Below are 19,689 nucleotides of genomic sequence, written 5' to 3'. Positions count from 1 at the left end.
CGGAGGCCGAGCCTCCCGGCTGTGCTGCCTGCCGAGCATCTGACCGATGCGACACGAACGACGGCTCGTCTCCTTGCGGAGGCGAGCCGTCGTGCAGGTGGGAGCGGTCAGCGCGCGATCGGGGCGGTGAGGCCGGCGAGCTCAGCCCGCACGATGCCCGCACCAGCAGCCAGCGCGCTGAGCTTCGAGAGCGCCGCCCCCCGCGCCAGCGGCGCCATCCCGCAGTTGGTGCTCGGGATGAGCTTGTCGGCATCGACGTGGTCGAGCGCCCGACGCAGCACCTCCGCGACCTCCTCCGGCGTCTCCACGGTCTCGGTCGCGACGTCGATCGCGCCGAGCATGACCTTCTTCCCCCGGATGAGCTCGACGAGCTCGAGCGGCACGTGCGAGTGGATGCACTCGAGCGACACGATGTCGATCGAGGACTGCTGCAGGAGCGGGAACGACTGCTCGTACTGCCGCCACTCGGCGCCGAGGGTCTCCTTCCACCGGTTGTTCGCCTCGATGCCGTAGCCGTAACAGATGTGCACGACCGTCTCGGCGCGCAGGCCCTCGGCAGCGCGTTCGAGCGCGGCGACGCCCCAGTCCTGCACCTCGTCGTGGAAGACGGTGAAGGCGGGCTCGTCGAACTGGATGATGTCGACGCCGGCGGCCTCGAGCTCCCGGGCCTCCTGGTTGAGGATCGTCGCGAACTCCCACGCCAGCTTCTCGCGGCTCTTGTAGTGCTGGTCGGAGAGCGTGTCGATCATGGTCATCGGGCCGGGGAGCGCCCACTTGATCGGCCGGTCGGTCTGGGAACGCAGGAAGCGGGCGTCATCGACGAACACCGGGGCGGGACGGCCCACGGCGCCGACGACCGTGGGGACCGCAGCGTCGTAGCGGTCGCGGATGCGGACGGTCTCCTTGCGCTGCTGGTCGATGCCGTCCAGGTGCTCGATGAACGTCGTGACGAAGTGCTGGCGCGTCTGCTCGCCGTCGCTGACGATGTCGATGCCGGCGCGCTCCTGCTCGTGCACAGCGGCCCGGAGCGCGTCCTGCTTGCCCTCGACCAGTGCTGCGCCGTCGAGCTGCCAGGGGGACCAGAGCTTCTCGGGCTCGGCGAGCCAGGAGGGCTTCGGCAGACTGCCGACGATCGCGGTGGGCAGGAGGGTGCTCATGGTCAGGGAGGTCCAGTCGTTCGAGGAGCGGGGTGGGCGGGCTTCAGCGGGTCAGGGCGGTCGCGGTGGTGCCGGTGGCCCACTGCTCGAGGAGTGCGCGGTGCGGCGTGACGAGGTGCTCGTCCGTCCACCGGCCCTGGACGACGCCGAGGCGGCTGCGTTCCTCGCGGTCGTAGGTGACGTCCGGCCGTGTGAAGTCCGTGTGGTCGAGGCTCGGGCGGTAGGTGCTCGGAGCGGCGGTGTTCGCGTTGTAGATCTCCGGGCGGTAGATCTTCTGGAACGTCTCCATCGTGCTGATCGTGCCGATGAGCTGGAGGTCGGTGTAGTCCGCAGTGAGGTCGCCGCGCGTGTAGAACGCGAGCGGCGCCTTCGCCCCGGGCGGCATGAAGTACCGCACCCGCATGCCCATCCGACCGAAGTAGTCGTCGGTGAGTGAAGCGTGCTCGTGGTCGTACTCCGCGCCGAGGACGGGGTGGACGTACCCGGACTGCCGGTAGGTCTGGCTGGTCGAGACGCTGATGCAGACGACGGGTTCGCTCCGGAACTGGTCCTGGAACGCGGCCGACTCGAGGAAGCGCTGGAAGAGCGCGCCGTGCAGCTGGCCGAAGTCGTCCGGCAGGCCCGCACTCGTGTCCAGGGACGGCAGCAGCACGGCGAAGTCGTAGTCGCGGAGGTACGACGAGAAGTTGTTGCCCAGGATGCCCTGGTGGCGCTCGCCGGTGTGCTGATCGACCATCACGACGTCGAGCATCTCGAGCAGGGGGAACTCCGCGACGGTTCCACCGTCCTCGAACTGCATCGCGACGGAGACGATGTCGAGCTCCACGCGGTAGCGCCCCTCGTCCTCGTCACCAGCGAGGTCGTTGCAGCGGTCGTCGATCATGGCGATCGCTGCGCGCAGGTTCCGCTGGCGGTCCTCGCCTCGGGCCAGGTTGGCGAAGTTCGTCGTCAGCCGGGAGCTGTCCGAGGGGGAGTAGTCCTCGTCGAACCGGGTCCGCGTGATGCTGAAGGTGCAGTCGTCCGCCATGCATCGATCATGACCGGACCCGCGGGTCATCGGGTAACTCGGAATCACTATGCGCTGGTATAGCGTCCACCTATGGCTCGGGTCTCGAAGGACATCACGCTGCAACAGCTCCGCTACTTCATCGAGGTCGCGTCGGAGGGTTCGATCAGCGCTGCGGCCGACCTGCTCTACGTCGCGCAGCCGACGCTCTCCGCGGCGATGAAGGACCTGGAGGCTCGGATCGGCCGGGCGCTCTTCCTCCGTTCCGCACGTGGTGTCGAGCTCACCGTCGACGGCGTCGAGTTCCTCGGGTACGCCCGGCAGGTGGTCGAGCAGGTCTCCCTGCTCGAGCAGCGGTACGTCGGTGGGCAGCGGTCGCGGCGCCTCCTCGGGGTGTCCGCCCAGCACTACTCCTTCGCCGTGGAGGCGTTCGTCCGGATGGTGGGATCAGCGGCGGCGGACGAGTACGAGTTCTCGCTCCGGGAGACCCGCACGTGGGACATCATCGAGGACGTCCGCACGCTCCGGAGCGAGGTCGGCATCCTCTACCGCAACGACTTCAACCGGCAGGTCCTCGGCAAGCTGCTCCGGGACGCCGGTGTCGTCTTCACCCCGCTCTTCGTCGCGGAGCCGCACATCTTCGTGGCGCGACGGAACCCGCTCGCGTCGCGGAAGCGCGCGACGCTGGCCGATCTCGCCGACCTGCCGCGGCTCACCTTCGACCAGGGTGCGAACAACTCCTTCTACCTGGCCGAGGAGATCCTGTCGACGATGTCGAGCAAGCGGGAGATCCGCGTCTCCGACCGGGCGACGATCTTCAACCTCATGATCGGCCTGGGGGGCTACACGATCTCGACCGGGCTCATCAGCGACGACCTCGACCCGGAGATCGTCGCGATCCCGCTCGACGTCGACGAGCGCATCGAGATCGGGTGGATCGCGCACGCCTCGGTCCCGCTCACCGTGCAGGCGCAGGCGTACCTGGACGAGCTCCGGGCGGTGGTCACCAGCTACGGGGTGGAGCCGCTCGGGTAGTGAGACGGGGGGGGGGGGCGATGGCCCGACAGCGGCCGCAGTGACCGTCACCCCTGCGCGGTGGGTCGGACGATGACCTCACCGACGTCGACACCGTCGGGCTGCTCGATGGCGAACGCCACGGCTCGCGCGATCGCGTCGGCCGGCATCGCGATCGCGTCACGCTGCTCGATGAGCGACGCGGCGACGTCGGGGCTCGCGCCGGCACCCACGCCCTCGGTGTCCGTGAAACCGGGGGTGACGACGGTGACGCGGAGGGAGGGACCTGCCTCTTGCCGCAGGCCTTCCGACAGCACGCGGACCGCGGTCTTCGTGGCCGCGTAGACGCCCTGCGACGGCCCGATCCGGTGTGCTGCGGTGGAGGCGGTGTGGATGAAGTGCCCGGACCCCTGTGCGCGGAAGACCGGCAGCGCGGCCGCGATCCCGTTGAGGACTCCGGTCAGGTTCACGTCGATCATCTGTTGCCAGTCGTCGACGCGGATCTCGTCGAACGGGGAGATCGCCATGCTGCCGGCGTTGGAGAACAGCACGTCGAGTCGGCCGAACCGCTCGCGGGCGGTGCTGACGAGCTGCTCGAGGTCATTGCGCTGGCGGACGTCGATGGGAACCGCGATCGCACGACCGCCGTCGTGCGTGATCTCGTCGACCAGTGCTCCGAGACGGTCCGCCCGACGGGCGCCGAGGATGACGGTGCCGCCGGCTCGTGCGAGGCGTCGAGCGGTCGCTGCGCCGATGCCGCTCGAAGCGCCGGTGATGGCGATGGTCTTGCCCGCGATGCCGTTGGTCATGGGTCCTCCACTAGAGTAAGTGGACACTTGTCCACACTGATCAGGGAGCGTACCGGACACATGTCCACTTCGTCGAGTCATCCGGGCTCAGGGCTTCGAGCAGACGCGCAGGAGAACCGCGCCCGGATCGTCGAGATCGCGCGCGAGGCCTTCGCGAACGACGGGTCGGCGACGATGCAGTCCATAGCCCGCGCGGCAGGGGTGGGGCAGGGAACGCTCTACCGGCGGTTCCCGACGCGAGAGGCCCTGCTGGTCGAGGTGTACCGGGAGGACTTCGAGGCGCTGACGGCTGCGGCAGGAGGCCTCCTCGAGCAGCACTCGCCGATCGAGGCCCTGCGTCGCTGGTTCGATGCCCTCGCAGCGTTCGGGCACATGAAGCACGCGCTCTCCGACGTCCTGGATGCGGTGACCCGAGCGGAGCTCCACGACGAGCAGTACGAGCGCATCCTGGCGGCCGTCGCGGAGCTCCTCGACGCGGGGAAGGCCCGCGGGGAGATCCGCGCCGACATCGAGCCGGACGAGGTCTTTCCGCTCCTGAGCTTCCTCTGGCACGTCGCCCCCAAGGCTGAGGAGCGCACCGGTCACCTCCTCGACCTGGTCGTCGACGGGCTGCGCGAGCCGCGACGCTGAACGGTCCCCGGGGCGTGGTCCTGGCGCGCTGGCCGGTCACGCGCCGGACGGCAGCTTCCCGCTGTGCCGGGAGCTCCGAGACGGTGTGCAGAGGAGATCGGCGCGCTCGCGGGGCCGGAACCGTTCCGCGAAGTCGCGCTCGTTCGGGATCCAGACGTCGTGCCAGAGCGCATCGTGGTTCCGTCCGAGCCCCCGATCGCGGGCGATTCCTCGGCGAGCGGCAGTGTCGAGGTCGACGTCGCACCAGATGGTCACGTCGAGAGCGCCGAGTGCTTCGGGGTGGAAGAGCCCGATGAGGTCCACGATGAGCGTGCGGGCCGAGGGCACGGGCTCCTCGGGGCCGAGTTGTCGCCGCGACCAGTCGTGACGCCGGAAGTGGCTCGTGCGTCCCTCGTGGAACGGTTCCAGCACCGTCGCCACCAGGCGTTCGCGATCGACGCCGTCCCATTCGGAAGAGCGACGGTGTGAGCGCGACGGGTCCAGGAAGTCGTCGCCGCGCATCCGCACGGCGTCGGGCAAGGCCGCGACCATGGCTCGCGCGAGCGTTGACTTCCCGGACCCGCAGTAGCCCGAGATCCCGACGACTGTCGGACGATCCGCAGTCCGCTCGCGCTCGAGGATGTGTGCGAGGACGTCGTCCTGATGCATCTCGCGAGAGTACAAGGTAGTGCCCACGGCTCCGCAGGCCGCTGCTGATCCGCCGCCCCGAGCGCTGCTGCCGATCCTCTCCCGAGGTCAGCCGAGGCCAGCAGCCCCGGTGAGGGCGTCCGCGAGACCGAGCAGCACGAACACGGCGATGACCGAGGTCAGCAGCCACGCGAAGCCGAGGAGGTGCTCGAGGACGATGCCACCGGCGGTCGCACGGTGGCGGTTGTCGGTCAGTCGATCCAGCCGACCCGCGAGACCGGAACTGAACGGGTCCAGCAACACGAGCGGGCGCAACCGTCGGTCGACGAGGACGACCCCGTGGCTCGTCCCGACGTTCGTCATGATCCGGAAACGCACGGTGCATGCAGCCGGCAGGTGGAGTCGTCGACGACCGAGCACGGTCAGCGCGACGATGTCGTCTCCGTCTCTCCAGCTCGCTCTCGGTGACGTGGACAGCCCGAACAGCCAGTGCCAGAGGAGCCCGACCACGACCAGGACCACCATGGTCACGTTCGGGATCCAGCTGATCGCGAACCCGTCCGCATCGAAACCGTCAGCGGTCCAGCGAGGCCGGGTCAGCAGCGTGACCACGAGCGCGACCGCGGCGAGGAGGAGGATGCCCCGTCCCGCCCAGAGGGCGACTCGGAGCCACGGAGTGCTCCCGTCGGCAGACGACGGGCGCGACGCCCTGAGGGGGTCGGAGTCGGCGCGATCCCGCGACGCCGCAGGGGTCATCTGGTCCATCGTCGATGATTCTGCACCATGCCTCGCGGGACGGAAACCGGCCGTCACCGCGACGGTGCCTGGCCTCCCGCGAGCTGCTCGAGCAGACGGACGAGCGACACGCGTTCTCGGCCCTCGAGGTGGTCGATCAGGTGCCGACGGACCGCCGCGGCGTGAACGGGTCGTGCAACCCTGCCCAGGGCCGCGCCCTCGTCCGTGATCTGCACGAGGACGCCGCCGTCGACACTCTGGCGGTGGAGGAGTCCGCGCTCTTCCATGCGCGTCAGCTGGTGTGACAGGCGACTGCGGTGCCACCCCATCGAGGCGGCGAGGTCGTTCTGGCGAAGGCCGCCGCTGCCCAGTTCGACGAGTCGGGTCAGGATGCCGAAGTCGGGGTCGGACAGGCCCGTTGCGTCTTTGATGTCGTCGCCCACGCGTTGTCGCACGTGCTCAGTGGCGCGCTTCCACGCGTGCCAGAGACGCTGCTCCTCGGCGTCGAGCGGCTCCGTCATGCGTCGACCCTAGCAAGTTCAGTGTTGACACGACAACACCGGCAAACGCATGCTGTTGTCATGACAACACAAGAAGTCGCACCCTCCAAGACCGCCCTCGTCACCGGTGGGAACAAGGGCATCGGCCTCGCGATCGTGCGGGGGTTGGCGCGGCAGGGTTTCACGGTCCTCCTCGGAGCGCGCAGCATCGAGGCCGGCCGGCGGGCAGCGTCGACACTCGACGGCGAAGTCCGGCCGGTCGTCCTCGACGTGACCCGCCAGGAGGACGTCGACACCCTCGCAGCGGTCGTCGCCGACGAGTTCGGCCACCTCGACGTCCTGGTGAACAACGCCGGCGTGAACACGCTGACGTTCCACCCGATGGACCACCTCCCGACCCCCACCGAGGAGACGGTCGAGGACATCAGGAACGTCTACGAGGTCAACGTGTTCGCCGTCGTGCGGATGATGAACGCGTTCCTGCCCCTGCTGGAGCAGTCCGACGCACCGCGGGTCGTGAACGTGACGAGCAAGCGCGGCTCGATCGGCGAAGCGGGTGCATGGGTCGGGCAACCCTCCATGGTCTACTCCAGCTCGAAGACGGCGTTGAACGCCCTGACCGTGCACTACGCCCGCGCCTTCGCCGACACGGCCATGAAGATCAACGGTGCAGCTCCCGGGCACGTCGCCACTGACTTCAACGACTTCCGTGGCACCAGGACCCCGGACGAGGGCGCTGCGGTGGCCGTCCGTCTCGCGACGCTCCCGGCGGACGGCCCGACTGGTGCGGTCTTCGAGGACGACCAGCAACTCGCCTGGTGACCTGGGGCGGATCGGTGGCGATGCTGCTGCGGACGGGAGGCGCGGTGCCAGCTGGCACCGCGCCTCCCGTCCGGCAGCAGGTCGCGACCAGACCCCACACCGTGGATGATTCTGCATCACCGGTGCGCGCTCGGCCCCTCTGGCTCGAAACCGCGCCGGACCTCCTCCGACGAGTTCGGCGAGCCCGCCGTACAGCGCTTCTGCGGAAAATGTGTGGACGAATCTGATGTTGTGCATTTCACCTTCTCTCGCCAGAATCGAAAGAACGGAGCGCCCAGCATCGTGCTGGGCCCAGCAACGCCGCTGAAAGGGGAATCCACATGAACGTCTCGACCACCACCCCAGCACGCGCCGCCCTCGTGGGTGCTGCGCTGGCAGCCATGCTCGGCTCGACGCTCGTTGCAGGTCCTGCGCACGCCGCAGAGTCCCCCGTCACTGACGAGGAGGTCACGGCGATCCGGACCGCGATGACCGACGCAAGCATCCCCAAAAGCACGCAGGAAGCGCTGATCGCGAAGTTGCAGTCGGGGCTGCCGGCCGACTCGGAACGTCCGGACGCACGACCGGTGGCCATCGCTGAGACAGCACTTCCGGACGGCGGGACTTCGCGCGTTGCGACGTTCGCCGACGGTTCGCAGCGGACCACTTCTGCGGTACCGATCACGACTGAGGGATCAGCGGGTCCGATCACGACGTTCACGACCATCGAATGCAACCTGATCCACTGCACTGTGCTCTTGAGCAGGGCGCAGACCAAGACGATGGCCTCTGGCTCTGTAGCTGCAGGTGCGATCATCTCAGCGTTGTGTGGACCAGCCGCATGGGCGTGCGCGATCGCCGTCGGGCTCATGGTCGACACGGCGAACCGAGCCGTCAGCCAGGGGAAGTGTGCCGGTATCCGTCGCTTCGTGACCGCGGCACCTGTATGGCCGATCATCGAGCCGTGCCGCCAGTGACGACGGGAAGCACGCCATGACCATCACCACACAGCGCAGCTACGCTCCCCGCACTCGTGGAGGCCTGCTGATCAGTTGTCTCGGTTTCGCTGCCCTTGCCGCATCAACGGTCGTCCCCGCGCTGACCGCCGCCGTCGGTCCGGCGATGGGCCTCGGCTTCGTGATCGCGATCCTGGTCGTCGTCGCCGTGCCGAGGATGATCACGCCGGGGCCGACCTGGACCCGGGCGGCGCTGCCCGGCACGTTCGCCTCCATCGTGTTCATCGGCTCCGGAGCTGTCGCACTGGCCGCTGTCGCGATGCACTTGGCGGTCGAGTCGTCGGTGTGGGGTCACGTCGCGACCGCCGCGATCATCGTGGGAGCAGTCTCGGTCGCATCGGTCCCTCCGCGAGGTGCTCGCCGGCCCCGGTCGTGACGCCGAGCACCGTCGATCCCGGCCACGCGAGCCGAGACGGACGGGAGGCGCGGTGCCAGCTGGCACCGCGCCTCCCGTCCGGCAGCAGGTCGCGACCAGACCCCAAACCGCACGAGCAGGCAGCTACTCGCTCCGCGTGAGCTCCGGAAGAGCTGCCGCGAGCCGGTCGCGGTCCCAGACGCGCGTGCCCTCCGGAACGACTCCGAGGACCGCGCGTTCCTCGGAGGTGGGGCTCCGCAGTGCCCCTTCGGCCCGCAGCCAGCGCCACATCCGGTCGGCGAAGTCCGTCTGCGTGCCCTGGTACGTGTCGATGTACCAGCGGCGGAAGTGGTCGCGCGTCTCGGCGATGACGATGCCCGGCTCGAGGTGTCGCCGGTGGTGGCTGATGAACTCGTCGAGGAGGGCGTCGCGTTCCGGTGCGCCGGCGTCCGTCTCGGTTCGCGCCGACCAGGAGACGATGCGGTCACGGACCTCCGCCGGGAGCGGGTGCGGGTACCGGAGGAAGCCGGCCATCGTCGCCTCGAACCGGTCGACGTCGGTGACCTCCCAGTACCGCCGTCCCGACAGCGGCATCGGCAGCTCCGTGCGGTGGTGCACCGCCCAGCGGACGCCCCGACGTTCGAGCGCACCGATCGCGGAGGACCGGAGCCGCGCGACGGCGCCGGCGTCGAGCAGCGCACGGCGGACGACCTCGATGGCGGGGCCCGGGTTGCCGCCGTGCCAGGTGTCGACGGCGCGGTAGCCGACGTCGAACTCGTTCACGTACGGCGGGACGGTGTCGCCGACCTCGAGGGCCGGGTGTCGCTGCGGTTCACCCAGTGCGGCGGTCTCCTCGAGCTGCGTCACCCACGCATCGGCGATGACGTCGAGCACGCCGGCGTCCGGCGGGTCGTACGGATCCCCTGTCACGGCGATCGCCGCTCGGCTGCTCGCTGCCAGTCGTCGTTCGTGTCGGCGAGGTGCGGGTACACCGCCAGCATCCGCTGCGGGTCCACTTCCCACATGTCGTCGTCCCAGTCGCGCCGTCCGACGCCGATGGAGCCCGGGTGGTCCTGGACGCGTCGGGCCACGGTCGCCTCGGCGATGGCGGCGCGGGCCTCGTCGACGATCGGACGGAGCGCCCCGGCGTCGACGAGCCACTCCACGACGGCGTCCATCACGGCACGCCCCGGTCCGGTCCCCTTCGTGTCGTCCATCAGTGCCGACCAGACCCGCCCGGGCATCACGACCCAGCCGTTCGTCGCGGGAGCGTCGTCGAGGCTGTCGAGGTGGCGCCCCCACGAACGGGCCTCGACGATCTCCCGGAGCAGGTACGTCTCGGAGCGGTGGAACGCGGCCAGGTCGGCTCGCCCGAGCTCCGGGTACGGGATGGAGGCCCGGCCCGCGTCGAACGGACTCGGCTGCGGTCTCGCGTTCTCCCGCCGCCACCAGTCGCCGAGGCGGCTCACGCCGGCGCTCCGCGCTGACCGGGGAACAGGTCGTCGTCGAACGAGTTCGGCTCGCGCGGATCGCGGTCGGGGCTGGCTGCGTCCATCGCTCCACCGTAGCGAGGACGATCGTCCCCGGGCGTGGCCGCGGGATACGGTGCGGCATGCCGACCGCCTCGTTCGTGGACCGACGCCACTTCTGGCGGGACGTCGGCTTCTGCGCGGTGACGGTCCTCGGGGGAGCGATGCTCGCCGTGGCGACGGTCGCGCTCGGGAAGCTGAGCGACGCATCCGTCGGATGGGACTCCGTCGCGTTCGTGTCCGTCTACGCGGTGCCCGTCGGCGTCGTCGCGGCCGTGGTGATCGCTGCGATCGCCGTTGCCGTCCGGAACCACGGCGAGCGGAACGGAGCGGCGCACCCCGTGCGTCGCGCAGCCTCGACCGCCGGGCTCCTCGCACTCGTCGCGACGGTCCTCGGCGGCCTGTTCCTCACCGTCGCGGACTGGATGGTCGTCGTCGTGGCCGCGTTCGCGTTCGCCGGGGTCGTCGCCGCACTCGCCGCGCTGGTGCTCCGACGCCCCGGAGCGCGTCCGTGGTCGCAGACCCGGGCTGCGGACTCCGCGGAGAACGACCCCTCGGCGCGTGCGGAGCGTCGGGCGCCGTAGGACCACGTCCGCGTGACGACCTCGGGGGTCTCCCCGGGCACGTACCCGAGGAGACCCCCGAGGGCCGCCGTGTGTCCGACCGACCTCGTTACTGCGCGACGCCGTTCGTGTACGTCGTGACGGTCTGGGGCTGCCCGGAGACCGCTCCGGTGGCTGCGGTTCCCTGCCCGTTGACGACGTGGTCGATCGTGCCGGCGTTCGTGTTGAGCGCAACGGTCGTCAGATCGTGCAACACCACGCCCGGTCGGTCGGGGACCTCGAAGGACTGCGTCGCGTGGAGGGACGGGTCGACGTTCGTGTAGATGTAGCTGCCGAGTCCCCAGGCCTCGTGCGTCCGGACGGTGTCGGCGACCTTGTACGCTGCCCAGCCGTTCACGGCACCGTGTCGCCACGCGGCCTGGTTCGGCGCGTCGTAGGGCAGCTCGTTCTGGAAGAACACGGTCCTGCCGCGCTCGCCGTTCCACACCACGTTGTACTTCTGGTAGTGCTCCACGAAGAGCCCGGTCGCGGTGACGTCGTCGCCGTTCACGACGACGCCGGTGTCGGCGGTGTTGACCGTCCACCCGACGGAACCGGCGACGCCGTGGTCGGCACGCCAGGCCCAGATGTCGTCGAGGATGGTGTGGTCGGTGTTCACCTCGAGGCTCGTCGTCGCCTTGCCGACGTGCGGACCACCGATCCGGAAGAACACGTCCTGCAGCGCGGTCGGGTCCGCAGCACTCGCGACGTGGGGACCGCCCTTGTCGTGGCCGGTCCCGATGCGGAGCAGCGTCGGCGAGTTGACCGTCCCGGCGTCGAACGTCAGGCCTGCGATGTCGACCCCACGTACGTCGGCGACGGTCATCGGCACGGCACCGTTCTGCGCGGTGAAGGTCGCGAGACCGAGTCCGAGGACGACGGTGTCGGCCCGCTTCACCGCGATGCTCTGCGCGACGTCGTACACGCCGGGCGTCACGAGCAGGTTCTTGCCCTGCGCGAGCGCGGAGTTGATCTTCGCGATCGGGTCACCGGGGTGTGCCACGAAGAAGCTGCTCAACGCCAGCGACGTCCCCGGCGTGTGGCCGCCGGCCCAGCTCGTCCCCACCGAGTCCGTCCGCGCGCTCGGGACGAACACGCGGTAGGCGCCGTTCCCGTCGACGTACAGGTACGGCTTCTCGCGGGAGACCGGTGTCGCGGTCAGCGTCGTGTAGGGCGGCTGCGGGAACGACTGCGCGGGGGCGTTCCGGTCACCCGAGAACACCTGGTTCCACACGCCGTTCGACCAGCCGGCACCGAGGTCCGTGTTGCGGACGTAGAACTGCTGCTGCGAGCCGTTCAGTGCGCCGCCCTCGAGCTCGGAGTCCGCGACGAACCCGCCGCTGGCGTAGTTCGGGCTCTCGCAGTACGGCATGAAGGTCGTGTAGTCCTTCACGTCGACGCGTCGCATCGGCGCTGCCTGCGAGACCGCCCACATCTCGTTGCCGGTGTGGCAGGCGTCGGCCGTCGGCACGACATGGATCGTGAGGTTCGACACCGAACGCCAGAAGGTGTCCAGCGAGCCGCTGCCGTTGCGCCCCGTCGCGGTGACGCCGCCGTTGATCGTCACGCCGGACGGGTCCTGCCCGAGGCCGTCGACCTCGGTGTAGTAGCCGACGCGGACGTCGAGCGGGTTCGTCGCCGAGCCGTACGTGCCCGGTTCGAACAGCAGCGCGTACCGCGCCGTCCCCATCTCGTTGTCGACCTGCTGGTCGTAGACGGCGTCGATCTTCGCCTGGATGTCGGCCTGGGCCATGTCCGGGGAGAAGACGAGCACGTTCGGCCCGAGGTCGGCGGCGGTGGAGGTAGGTGCGGGCGGTGCGGCCGCGGCGACCTGCGCCGGACCGAGGACGCCGAGCGCCGCGGCGCTGACGGCCGCGGCGGCGCCGACGACGCGCGCCGCGGTGCGGGGCGTCCTGGTGGGGGAGTGGGCAGAGGAGTGCACGATGACCTGCTTCCTTGCAGATACGTGGCCGCTCGCGCAACCGGGAGGACGTCGCTGTCCTCGGGGGCACTCGTCGACGGCCTCCTGGATGGGGTGGGAGCAGCGTAACAACAGGACGCGCCCACGGAGCACGGTGCGCGCGCCGCTGTCCTCCGCCCGCACCGCGGTAGCGTGCCAGGGTGCAGATCGTCGAGGGCGTGTGCGTCTGGTGGGACGACGACGAGGGGTGGGGCGCCCTGCGGTCGAAGCAGGTCGAGTCCGACGTGTTCGTGCACTTCTCCGCCGTGGTCACGGACGGCTTCCACACGCTCCGTGCCGGCGAACGTGTCGAGTTCGCGGTCGAGCCCTTCCCGTCCGGGCAGGACGGCTACTTCTTCCGCGCTCACGGCGTCGTTCCCCTGCCCGAACCCGCAGGGCAGGCGCGGAAGGCGGCGGCGAGACGTGCGCGACGGGCGAGGCGCTCGGGCGAGGTCTGAACGACCGTGGCCCGACGGTCCGGGAGCCGCGGACGGCCTCGCGGGGATGCACCGGACGGGAGGCGCGGTGCCGGCTGGCACCGCGCCTCCCGTTTCGGATGTGCTCGGTCAGGTGCTGGCGGATCGCAGCAGGACGTCGGCGACCGACGCTGCGAACGCATCAGCGCCGGCGTGGTCGTCGGCGGTCACCGTCACGACGGTGTCGCCGTCGAACAGGAGCATCTGTCCGTAGGCGCCGTGCAGCCGCCACAGCTGCCCCGGGCCGCCCCACCCGGCCATCGCGTACCGGTCGTAGCCCGGCCCGGCCTCCGGCCGCACCACCCACTCCGAGTGCATCGCGCGGCACCAGCGTGCACTGACGACCCGGCGTCCGCGGAACACGCCGTCGTCGCGGATCAGCTGTCCGAGCCGGGCGACCTCCCGCGTGGTGAGTGCGATCCCCGCACCCCCGGCGACGTGGCCGATCGAGCAGCGCTGCCAGGTCACGTCCGGGATGCCGATCGGTTCGAAGAGTCGCCGTGCGACGAAGGCGCCGACGTCGCCCACCCGGGTGGCCAGCACCCGCATCGCGGTGTACGTGCTCGCGTTCGCGTACTGGAAGACGCGGCCGCGCGAGGGACGGCCGAGGAACTCCCGGGCGAGGTCGGGCCAGTCCGTCAACTCGCTCTCCGACCAGGGCATGTCGATCCCGCTCGTCATGGTGAGGAGGTGCCGGAGGGTCACCTGGTCGCTCCCGGCGCCGAACGCGACGTCGGTCAGGGACCGGGACACCGGCTCGTCGACGTCGATGAGTCCGTCGTCCGCGGCGATGCCGACGGCCAGGACGCTGACCCCCTTCGCGACGGAGTGGACTTCCCGGCGGACGTCCGGGCTCCAGTGGTGCTCAGCGGCGTCGTCCCCGACCTGCACGTGCAGGCCGTGGGCGCGGAACCCCGATTCCTCCACCCGCATGACGAGGGAGTCGAGGAGGCGCTGCGGAGGATGCACCCCGACATCCTCTCCCGGACGCGGACGCGGACGCGGACGCGGACGCATGTCGCACCGCGCGGCAGCGGGTCAGCCGTGGTGCCCGCCGTGCCCACCCATGTCGGTGAGCGGTCCTCGCAACCGGCGGCGGCGGAGCCGCGCTAGCGGACCACCGCGGTCGGGGTCGCGCCCAGCGCGTCCTCGTCGGCGGCGACGTCCTTCTGCACCGCGAACTGCGTCCGGTGCAGTTCCTCGTACCGACCGCCCTGGGCCAGGAGCTCGTCGTGCGTGCCGCGCTCCACGATCGACCCGTCCTCGACGACGAGGATCTGGTCGGCGCTGCGGATGGTCGAGAGGCGGTGCGCGATGACCATCGCCGTGCGCCCCTCGAGCGCTTCGCTCAGCGCTGCCTGCACGGCGGCTTCCGACGTGGAGTCGAGCGCCGCCGTCGCCTCGTCGAGGATGACGACGCGCGGCTGGGCCAACAGCAGCCTGGCGATGGTCATGCGCTGGCGCTCGCCGCCGGACAGGCGGTAGCCCCGCTCGCCGACCATCGTGTCGAGCTGGTCGGGCAGGGAACGGATGAGCGGCTCGAGGCGGGCGCGACGCACCGCGTCCCAGACCTCGTCGTCGGAGGCCTCGGGTCGGGCGAGCCGGAGGTTCGAGCGGATGGTCTCGTGGAAGAGGTGACCGTCCTGCGTCACCATGCCGAGGGTGTCCCGTATCGCGGCGAAGGTGACGTCGCGGACGTCGGTCCCGGCCAGCCGCACGGCGCCGCTGTCGACGTCGTACAGGCGGGAGAGGAGCTGGGCGATGGTGGACTTGCCGGCGCCGGAGGTCCCGACGAGCGCGACCGTCTGCCCGGGCTCGATCCGGAAGGAGATGCCGTGCAGCACTTCCTCTCCACCGCGGGTGTCGAGCGTGGACACCTCCTCGAGGGAGGCGAGGGACACCTTGTCCGCGGACGGGTAGGCGAAGTGGACGTCGTCGAACTCCACCGCGACGGGGCCGGCGGGGACGGTGACGGCGTCGGGCTTCTCCTGGATGAGCGGTTCGAGGTCGAGCACCTCGAAGACGCGCTCGAAGCTGACCACGGCGCTCATGATCTCCACCCGGGCGTTCGCCAGGCTGGTCAGCGGCGCGTACAGCCGGGTGAGGAGGAGCGCCAGGGTGACCACGTCACCGGTGTTGAGCTGGCCGGCGAGCGCGAAGAAGCCGCCCAGGCCGTACACGAGCGCGAGGGCGAGCGCGGAGACGAGCGTCAGGGCGGTGACGAAGACGAACTGCAGCAGGGCCATGCGCACGCCGATGTCACGGACCCGGGCGGCGCGGACGCGGAACTCCTCGGCCTCGTCGTCCGGTCGACCGAACAGCTTGACGAGGGTGGCCCCCGGCGCGGAGAAGCGCTCCGTCATCTGCGTGCTCATGGCGGAGTTGTGGTCGGCGGCCTCGCGGCGGAGTGCGGCGAGGCGGCTGCCCATCCGGCGGGCGGGGACCAGGAAGATCGGGAGCATGACGATCGCGAGGACCGTCACGAGCCACGACGTGCTGAGCATGACGGACAGGGTCAGGACGAGCGCCACGACGTTCGTGACGACACCGGACAGCGTGCCGCTGAACGCCTGCTGCGCGCCGATCACGTCGTTGTTGAGCCGGCTGACCAGGGCGCCCGTCCGCGTGCGGGTGAAGAACGCGATCGGCATCTTCTGCACGTGGTTGAACACGGCGGTCCGGAGGTCCAGGATCACGCCCTCGCCGATCCGTGCCGAGTACCACCGGGTGGCCAACGAGGTCCCCGCGTCGGCCACCGCGACGAGCGCGATGACGACGGCGAGCCAGACGATCGTGCCGACCGCGCCCCGGGCGACGATCACGTCGACGACCCGGCCCGCGAGCACCGGCGTCGCGACGGCGAGGAACGCCCCCACGACGGACAGCGCGATGAAGAGCAGCAGCTTCGCCCGGTAGGGCACCGCGAAGGTCATGATGCGTCGGAGGGACGCACGCGAGAACCCGTGCTTGCCGTCCCGTGCGGTGGAGATCTTGTAGAGCGAGCTCCAGGCCACGCCTTCCATGCTCATGACAGTTCCTTCCGGCGGCACGAGGCCTCGGGATCGTCCCCGGCGGCGAGCCACGGCCAGGATACGGCGCAGCCGGTGACATCCGGTCGACGTGCCGTCGAAGCCGTTGTCCGGCGGCGACGTCGGAGGCGGTACCGAACCGCCGGGACGCGGAGCGCGCGCCGGCGCGGTCGACACCCCTGAGCGCGGCCCTTCGTTCTCTGCGGACGGAGCTCGATCCGCGAGCCAGACGGTCCGTCTGCGCTCCGCGTCGGAACGCCGATGCGGGTCATGGTGCACCCGACCGCCTCGAGCTGAGCGCGTCGGCAGTCCTCAGGCCGACGGGCTGCCGACCCGCTCGCGCGTCGGCCATCGGAACCGGTCGACGAACACGGCGGCCGCCCCCGACCGCGTGACCAGCACGAACAGGCCGTAGCCGATGACGCCGCCGAGGACGTTCGTCATCCAGTCGTTGACGTCGGCGATGTGTCCACCGAAGGCGGACTGTGCGGTCACCATCTGCACCAGCTCGATGGCGAGGCTCGCACCGGCGACGACGGCCAGCACCCGCCACCAGCTCGGCCGCGCGGTGAGCAGCGGGACGAGGACGCCGAGCGGGATGAACACGCCGACGTTGATGAGCGCGTCCTCCATCCCGTAGTCGACGAACGGCACCAGCCAGAGCGCCAGGGGCCGTGGACCACGGTCGGGCCACGTCCCGAGGTGGATGAAGATCGGGAAGACCGTGTTGGCGAGCACGCCGCCGACGTAGAGCGCGAGGACGGCGGCGACGCTCACCCGGGGGAGCGTGACCCGGCCGCGCGAGCGGAGCACCCACAGCAGCACCGCGAAGAACACGACCCCGAGCGGGACCACGATCGGCAGCATCGGGACTTCGACGGACCTCACTGACTGCCTCCGGTGACTGCGTGGTGCGGTGCAGGAGCACCGGTCCGATCGTAGGGGGTCGGACGTTCCGCCTGCGGCGAGGGGTGGACTCCCCGGATGGCCCCCGGGTCACAGCGCTCTGTCATGATCACCCCATGCCGACCATCGCTGCCGTCGTCCTCCAGGCCGAGCAGACGAGCGATCCCGTGCTCCTCCGGACGCTCGGCGAGCGTCCGGAGGAGGCCGTTCGTCGAGCGGTGGCGGAGAACCCCGCGACCGATGACGGGACGCTCGCGCGACTCCTGCACGATCTCGTCGACGTCGTGCGCGCGACCGCCGCGACGGGCCTTGCCGATCGCCCGCAGCTGCACGACGACGCTGCTCGGTCACCGGACCGCTGGGTCCGTGCGATCCTCGCGCACACGTACGCCCGGGACGACCGACGGTCGCTTGCGCTCCCGGTGCAGCGGTTGCTGGCCGCCGACGACTTCGACGAGACCCGCGGCCGGGTCGGCGCGACGACTGACGACCCAGAGGTCTTCGCCGCGCTCCTCGACGACGCGTCACCGCGGGTCCGAGCCTGGTGTGCGAGCAACCCCCGCATCTCGCGAGCGCAGATGGAGCGTCTCGTCACCGATCCGATCCGGCACGTCCGTGCTGGTGCCGCGGCCAACGGCCTGCGCTGGCCCGACGACGATCAGCTGCTCCGCCTCGCACACGACCGCTCCGTCGAGGTGCGTTGGGCGGTGGTGTTCCGCGTCGATCGGCCTCGGGAAGCGCTCGAGGTCGTCGCGAGGGACTCCGACGAGTGGAACCGTCGCCATGCGGAGCTCGCTCTCCAGGACGAGCGGAACATCAACGCCGACCAGGTCGTCGCGTCCGCGCGCACCGAGCGCGCTCGCGTCCGCGACCTCCGCCCGTTCGACGACTGACCCCTGGCAGACGGACGGGAGGCTCGGTGCCAGCTGGCACCGAGCCTCCCGTCCGGTGGGCCTGCGCCCCTCGACGACTAGAGCGTGATCGTCGCGGCGTCGAGGTTCAGGAAGTTGCCGCTCCCGCTGCTCGTCGTGTCCGCAACGACCAGGGCATCGGAACCCGAGGTGAACGGTAGGTCCACGGTGACCGTGCTCCACGTCGCCCACGACGACGTGGCGGGGAAGGTGATGTTGACCGGTGCCGACCCGTTGACGCTCACCGCGCGGACGGCGGTGCCGGCGGCTGCCGCGTAGCGGAAGGTCACCGTGTGCGTTCCGGCCGTCGCCACGTTGGTGTGGAAGGTGGCCGCCGTGCCGTCCGTGTTCCACCCGGCGAGGTAGCCGCGCCCGGTGTGGCCGGCGTTCGAGGCCTCGGTGGAGATGCCGGGGTGATCGACGTTCTCCGCCTGGTAGGTGCCGTCGCCCTCGACCACGGCGGTCGAGCCGTCGGGCACCGCCTGCTGTTCGACGGCGACGGTCGCCGCCGCGCCGAGGGACTGCTGCGGGGTCGTCGCGGTCGAGGGCGTCGGAGCGTTCCAGTCCGGGCCGCCGATGCCCTCGGGCGACACGTGGTTCGCCGCCTGGGATGCGTTGGCGGTGAGCACCTGCTCGTACTGGGTCTGCCCGGCGTCGTCGACCAGCGCGCGGAGGTCACGGGTCAGGACGGCCTTGAAGCCCTCGGTGTCGCTCGTGCCCTCGTTGACGAAGGTCCCGGCCGTGGTGAGGTTCGCGACGGCCCAGTCGGCCGCGGTGGTCGCCTGGGTGAGGTACTGCGTGTCGTGGGTCGCGAGGTACATCTGCAGGGCTGCGCCGGCGTACTGGCCCTGGTTGTAGGTCCAGTCGAAGTCGGTGAACTGTCCGGTGCCGCTCACGTGGTCTCGGATGTGGCCGCCGTTGTCGAAGTCGCTGTGCAGCCAGGCGTAGATCCGTTCGGCGGTGTCGCGGTAGCTGGTGTCGCCGGTCGCCGCGTAGAGGCGGAGCGCTGTCCACACCGCGGTGCCGTTCGTCGCGACGTTCTTCTCGTTCTTCGAGCCGTCGCCGACGTCCACGTTCTTCCACCAGATGCCGCCGCCGTAGGTGGTGTCCTCGTACTGGGCGATGTAGTGGAAGACGTCCTCGGCCTCGGTGAGGAACCGCTGCTCACCGGTGAGTTCGTAGGCGCGGATGCTGCCGCGGGCCCACCACCCCATGTCGTCGTTCCAGTCGTTCGTGCGGAAGTCGGGGTAGGCGGCCTGCCAGCCGTCGAAGACGTCGTCGATCATCTGCCGGCTCGCGCTGTCGTGGGTGCGCTCGTAGCGGTCCATGACCGCTTCCCAGTTCTGGGCCTCCCACCAGTAGTCGGTGTACAGGCCGCCCTGGGGACCGACGGCGTGCTCGCTGTGCACGCGATGGTCGCTGTACGTGAAGAAGTACTTGGCGTCCGGGTCCCAGTAGGTGTCCACGAACGCGTCGTACGCGTCGGTCGCCTGCGTGGTGGTCAGCGCGGCGGCATGGTCCGGTGTCACGGTGAGCGCGACGCCGGTGAGTGCGGCGCTCGCGAGTGCGCCGGCCGTCACCAGGCCGAGGAGTCGGTGCTGCATGGGATCCCCTTCGATCCGACGA

General features: G+C 70.3%; 21 protein-coding genes. 8 read left to right on the top strand and 13 right to left on the bottom strand.

Annotated elements, in window-relative coordinates; translation table 11 throughout:
• Nucleotides 1-107: 107 nt before the first annotated feature.
• Both FS641_RS16845 and FS641_RS16840 read right to left on the bottom strand, forming a co-directional pair.
• On the bottom strand, nucleotides 108-1,157 hold the full coding sequence (locus FS641_RS16845; RefSeq protein WP_144765922.1) for a methionine synthase: 1,050 nt from the start codon (nucleotides 1,155-1,157) through the stop codon (nucleotides 108-110).
• Between the two features lie 43 nt (nucleotides 1,158-1,200).
• Nucleotides 1,201-2,184, bottom strand: coding sequence for a putative oxygenase MesX (locus FS641_RS16840; RefSeq protein WP_144765920.1), 984 nt, complete (start codon nucleotides 2,182-2,184; stop codon nucleotides 1,201-1,203).
• A gap of 72 nt (nucleotides 2,185-2,256) precedes the next feature.
• Here FS641_RS16840 and FS641_RS16835 point away from each other — a divergent pair, with 72 nt between their 5' ends.
• On the top strand, nucleotides 2,257-3,198 hold the full coding sequence (locus FS641_RS16835) for a LysR family transcriptional regulator (protein WP_144765918.1): 942 nt from the start codon (nucleotides 2,257-2,259) through the stop codon (nucleotides 3,196-3,198).
• Between the two features lie 47 nt (nucleotides 3,199-3,245).
• Here the strand turns inward: FS641_RS16835 and FS641_RS16830 are convergent, their stop codons facing one another.
• The gene (locus FS641_RS16830) at nucleotides 3,246-3,986 is read right to left on the bottom strand and encodes an SDR family oxidoreductase (protein WP_144765916.1); all 741 of its coding nucleotides are present in this window, start codon (nucleotides 3,984-3,986) and stop codon (nucleotides 3,246-3,248) included.
• Nucleotides 3,987-4,046: 60 nt separating this feature from the next.
• Between FS641_RS16830 and FS641_RS16825 the strand changes: the two genes are divergently transcribed.
• A complete protein-coding gene (locus FS641_RS16825) occupies nucleotides 4,047-4,616 on the top strand; it encodes a TetR/AcrR family transcriptional regulator (protein WP_144765914.1) in 570 nt (189 codons plus the stop codon).
• Nucleotides 4,617-4,652: 36 nt separating this feature from the next.
• On the opposite strand, the gene FS641_RS16820 is transcribed toward FS641_RS16825, so the two are convergent.
• The 3 genes from FS641_RS16820 to FS641_RS16810 all read right to left on the bottom strand — a co-directional run bounded on the left by FS641_RS16820 (nucleotide 4,653) and on the right by FS641_RS16810 (nucleotide 6,499).
• Entirely contained in the window at nucleotides 4,653-5,264 is a 612-nt protein-coding gene (locus tag FS641_RS16820; RefSeq protein WP_144765912.1) for a uridine kinase, read from the bottom strand.
• A gap of 87 nt (nucleotides 5,265-5,351) precedes the next feature.
• Complete coding sequence (locus tag FS641_RS16815) at nucleotides 5,352-6,008, bottom strand: hypothetical protein (RefSeq protein ID WP_144765910.1); 657 nt, start codon at nucleotides 6,006-6,008, stop codon at nucleotides 5,352-5,354.
• A 44-nt stretch (nucleotides 6,009-6,052) separates the two neighbouring features.
• The gene (locus FS641_RS16810) at nucleotides 6,053-6,499 is read right to left on the bottom strand and encodes a MarR family winged helix-turn-helix transcriptional regulator (protein WP_144765908.1); all 447 of its coding nucleotides are present in this window, start codon (nucleotides 6,497-6,499) and stop codon (nucleotides 6,053-6,055) included.
• A gap of 60 nt (nucleotides 6,500-6,559) precedes the next feature.
• Here FS641_RS16810 and FS641_RS16805 point away from each other — a divergent pair, with 60 nt between their 5' ends.
• The 3 genes from FS641_RS16805 to FS641_RS16795 all read left to right on the top strand — a co-directional run bounded on the left by FS641_RS16805 (nucleotide 6,560) and on the right by FS641_RS16795 (nucleotide 8,671).
• Nucleotides 6,560-7,300, top strand: coding sequence for an SDR family oxidoreductase (locus tag FS641_RS16805; protein ID WP_144765906.1), 741 nt, complete (start codon nucleotides 6,560-6,562; stop codon nucleotides 7,298-7,300).
• 320 nt (nucleotides 7,301-7,620) lie between these two features.
• A complete protein-coding gene (locus tag FS641_RS16800; protein ID WP_144765904.1) occupies nucleotides 7,621-8,256 on the top strand; it encodes a hypothetical protein in 636 nt (211 codons plus the stop codon).
• A gap of 16 nt (nucleotides 8,257-8,272) precedes the next feature.
• Nucleotides 8,273-8,671 carry a hypothetical protein gene (locus FS641_RS16795; RefSeq protein WP_144765902.1) on the top strand — a complete coding sequence of 133 codons (399 nt, stop codon included), beginning with the start codon at nucleotides 8,273-8,275 and terminating at the stop codon, nucleotides 8,669-8,671.
• 123 nt (nucleotides 8,672-8,794) lie between these two features.
• On the opposite strand, the gene FS641_RS16790 is transcribed toward FS641_RS16795, so the two are convergent.
• The gene (locus FS641_RS16790; RefSeq protein ID WP_144765901.1) at nucleotides 8,795-9,580 is read right to left on the bottom strand and encodes a hypothetical protein; all 786 of its coding nucleotides are present in this window, start codon (nucleotides 9,578-9,580) and stop codon (nucleotides 8,795-8,797) included.
• Nucleotides 9,577-10,119: a hypothetical protein gene (locus FS641_RS16785; RefSeq protein WP_144765899.1), complete on the bottom strand. Its 543-nt coding sequence runs from the start codon at nucleotides 10,117-10,119 to the stop codon at nucleotides 9,577-9,579. The genes FS641_RS16790 and FS641_RS16785 overlap by 4 nt, the downstream gene beginning before the upstream one ends.
• 143 nt (nucleotides 10,120-10,262) lie before the next feature.
• On the opposite strand from FS641_RS16785, the gene FS641_RS16780 reads away from it, so the two are divergent.
• Complete coding sequence (locus tag FS641_RS16780; RefSeq protein WP_144765897.1) at nucleotides 10,263-10,763, top strand: hypothetical protein; 501 nt, start codon at nucleotides 10,263-10,265, stop codon at nucleotides 10,761-10,763.
• An 88-nt stretch (nucleotides 10,764-10,851) separates the two neighbouring features.
• On the opposite strand, the gene FS641_RS16775 is transcribed toward FS641_RS16780, so the two are convergent.
• Nucleotides 10,852-12,723: an adenylyl cyclase gene (locus FS641_RS16775; protein ID WP_144765895.1), complete on the bottom strand. Its 1,872-nt coding sequence runs from the start codon at nucleotides 12,721-12,723 to the stop codon at nucleotides 10,852-10,854.
• A gap of 179 nt (nucleotides 12,724-12,902) precedes the next feature.
• Here FS641_RS16775 and FS641_RS16770 point away from each other — a divergent pair, with 179 nt between their 5' ends.
• On the top strand, nucleotides 12,903-13,199 hold the full coding sequence (locus tag FS641_RS16770) for a cold shock domain-containing protein (protein ID WP_222122123.1): 297 nt from the start codon (nucleotides 12,903-12,905) through the stop codon (nucleotides 13,197-13,199).
• 108 nt (nucleotides 13,200-13,307) lie between these two features.
• Here the strand turns inward: FS641_RS16770 and FS641_RS16765 are convergent, their stop codons facing one another.
• The 3 genes from FS641_RS16765 to FS641_RS16755 all read right to left on the bottom strand — a co-directional run bounded on the left by FS641_RS16765 (nucleotide 13,308) and on the right by FS641_RS16755 (nucleotide 17,134).
• The gene (locus FS641_RS16765) at nucleotides 13,308-14,186 is read right to left on the bottom strand and encodes a serine hydrolase (RefSeq protein WP_260855900.1); all 879 of its coding nucleotides are present in this window, start codon (nucleotides 14,184-14,186) and stop codon (nucleotides 13,308-13,310) included.
• 140 nt (nucleotides 14,187-14,326) lie between these two features.
• Entirely contained in the window at nucleotides 14,327-16,246 is a 1,920-nt protein-coding gene (locus FS641_RS16760; protein WP_144765891.1) for an ABC transporter ATP-binding protein, read from the bottom strand.
• 312 nt (nucleotides 16,247-16,558) lie between these two features.
• Nucleotides 16,559-17,134 (bottom strand): VanZ family protein, encoded by a 576-nt coding sequence (locus tag FS641_RS16755; RefSeq protein WP_144765889.1) that lies wholly within the window; start codon nucleotides 17,132-17,134, stop codon nucleotides 16,559-16,561.
• Nucleotides 17,135-17,268: 134 nt separating this feature from the next.
• Here FS641_RS16755 and FS641_RS16750 point away from each other — a divergent pair, with 134 nt between their 5' ends.
• On the top strand, nucleotides 17,269-18,045 hold the full coding sequence (locus FS641_RS16750; RefSeq protein ID WP_144765887.1) for a hypothetical protein: 777 nt from the start codon (nucleotides 17,269-17,271) through the stop codon (nucleotides 18,043-18,045).
• 77 nt (nucleotides 18,046-18,122) lie between these two features.
• Here FS641_RS16750 and FS641_RS16745 read toward each other — a convergent pair whose 3' ends face one another.
• Nucleotides 18,123-19,667, bottom strand: a complete 1,545-nt coding sequence (locus FS641_RS16745; protein ID WP_144765885.1) for a glycoside hydrolase family 76 protein — start codon at nucleotides 19,665-19,667, stop codon at nucleotides 18,123-18,125.
• Between the last annotated feature and the right edge of the window lie 22 nt (nucleotides 19,668-19,689).

Origin of the sequence: Curtobacterium sp. 9128, assembly GCF_007673775.1 — a bacterium.
Lineage (GTDB): Bacteria > Actinomycetota > Actinomycetes > Actinomycetales > Microbacteriaceae > Curtobacterium.
The sequence above is the reverse complement of the archived record's forward strand: the minus strand, read 5'-3'. Positions and strand labels throughout refer to the sequence as shown.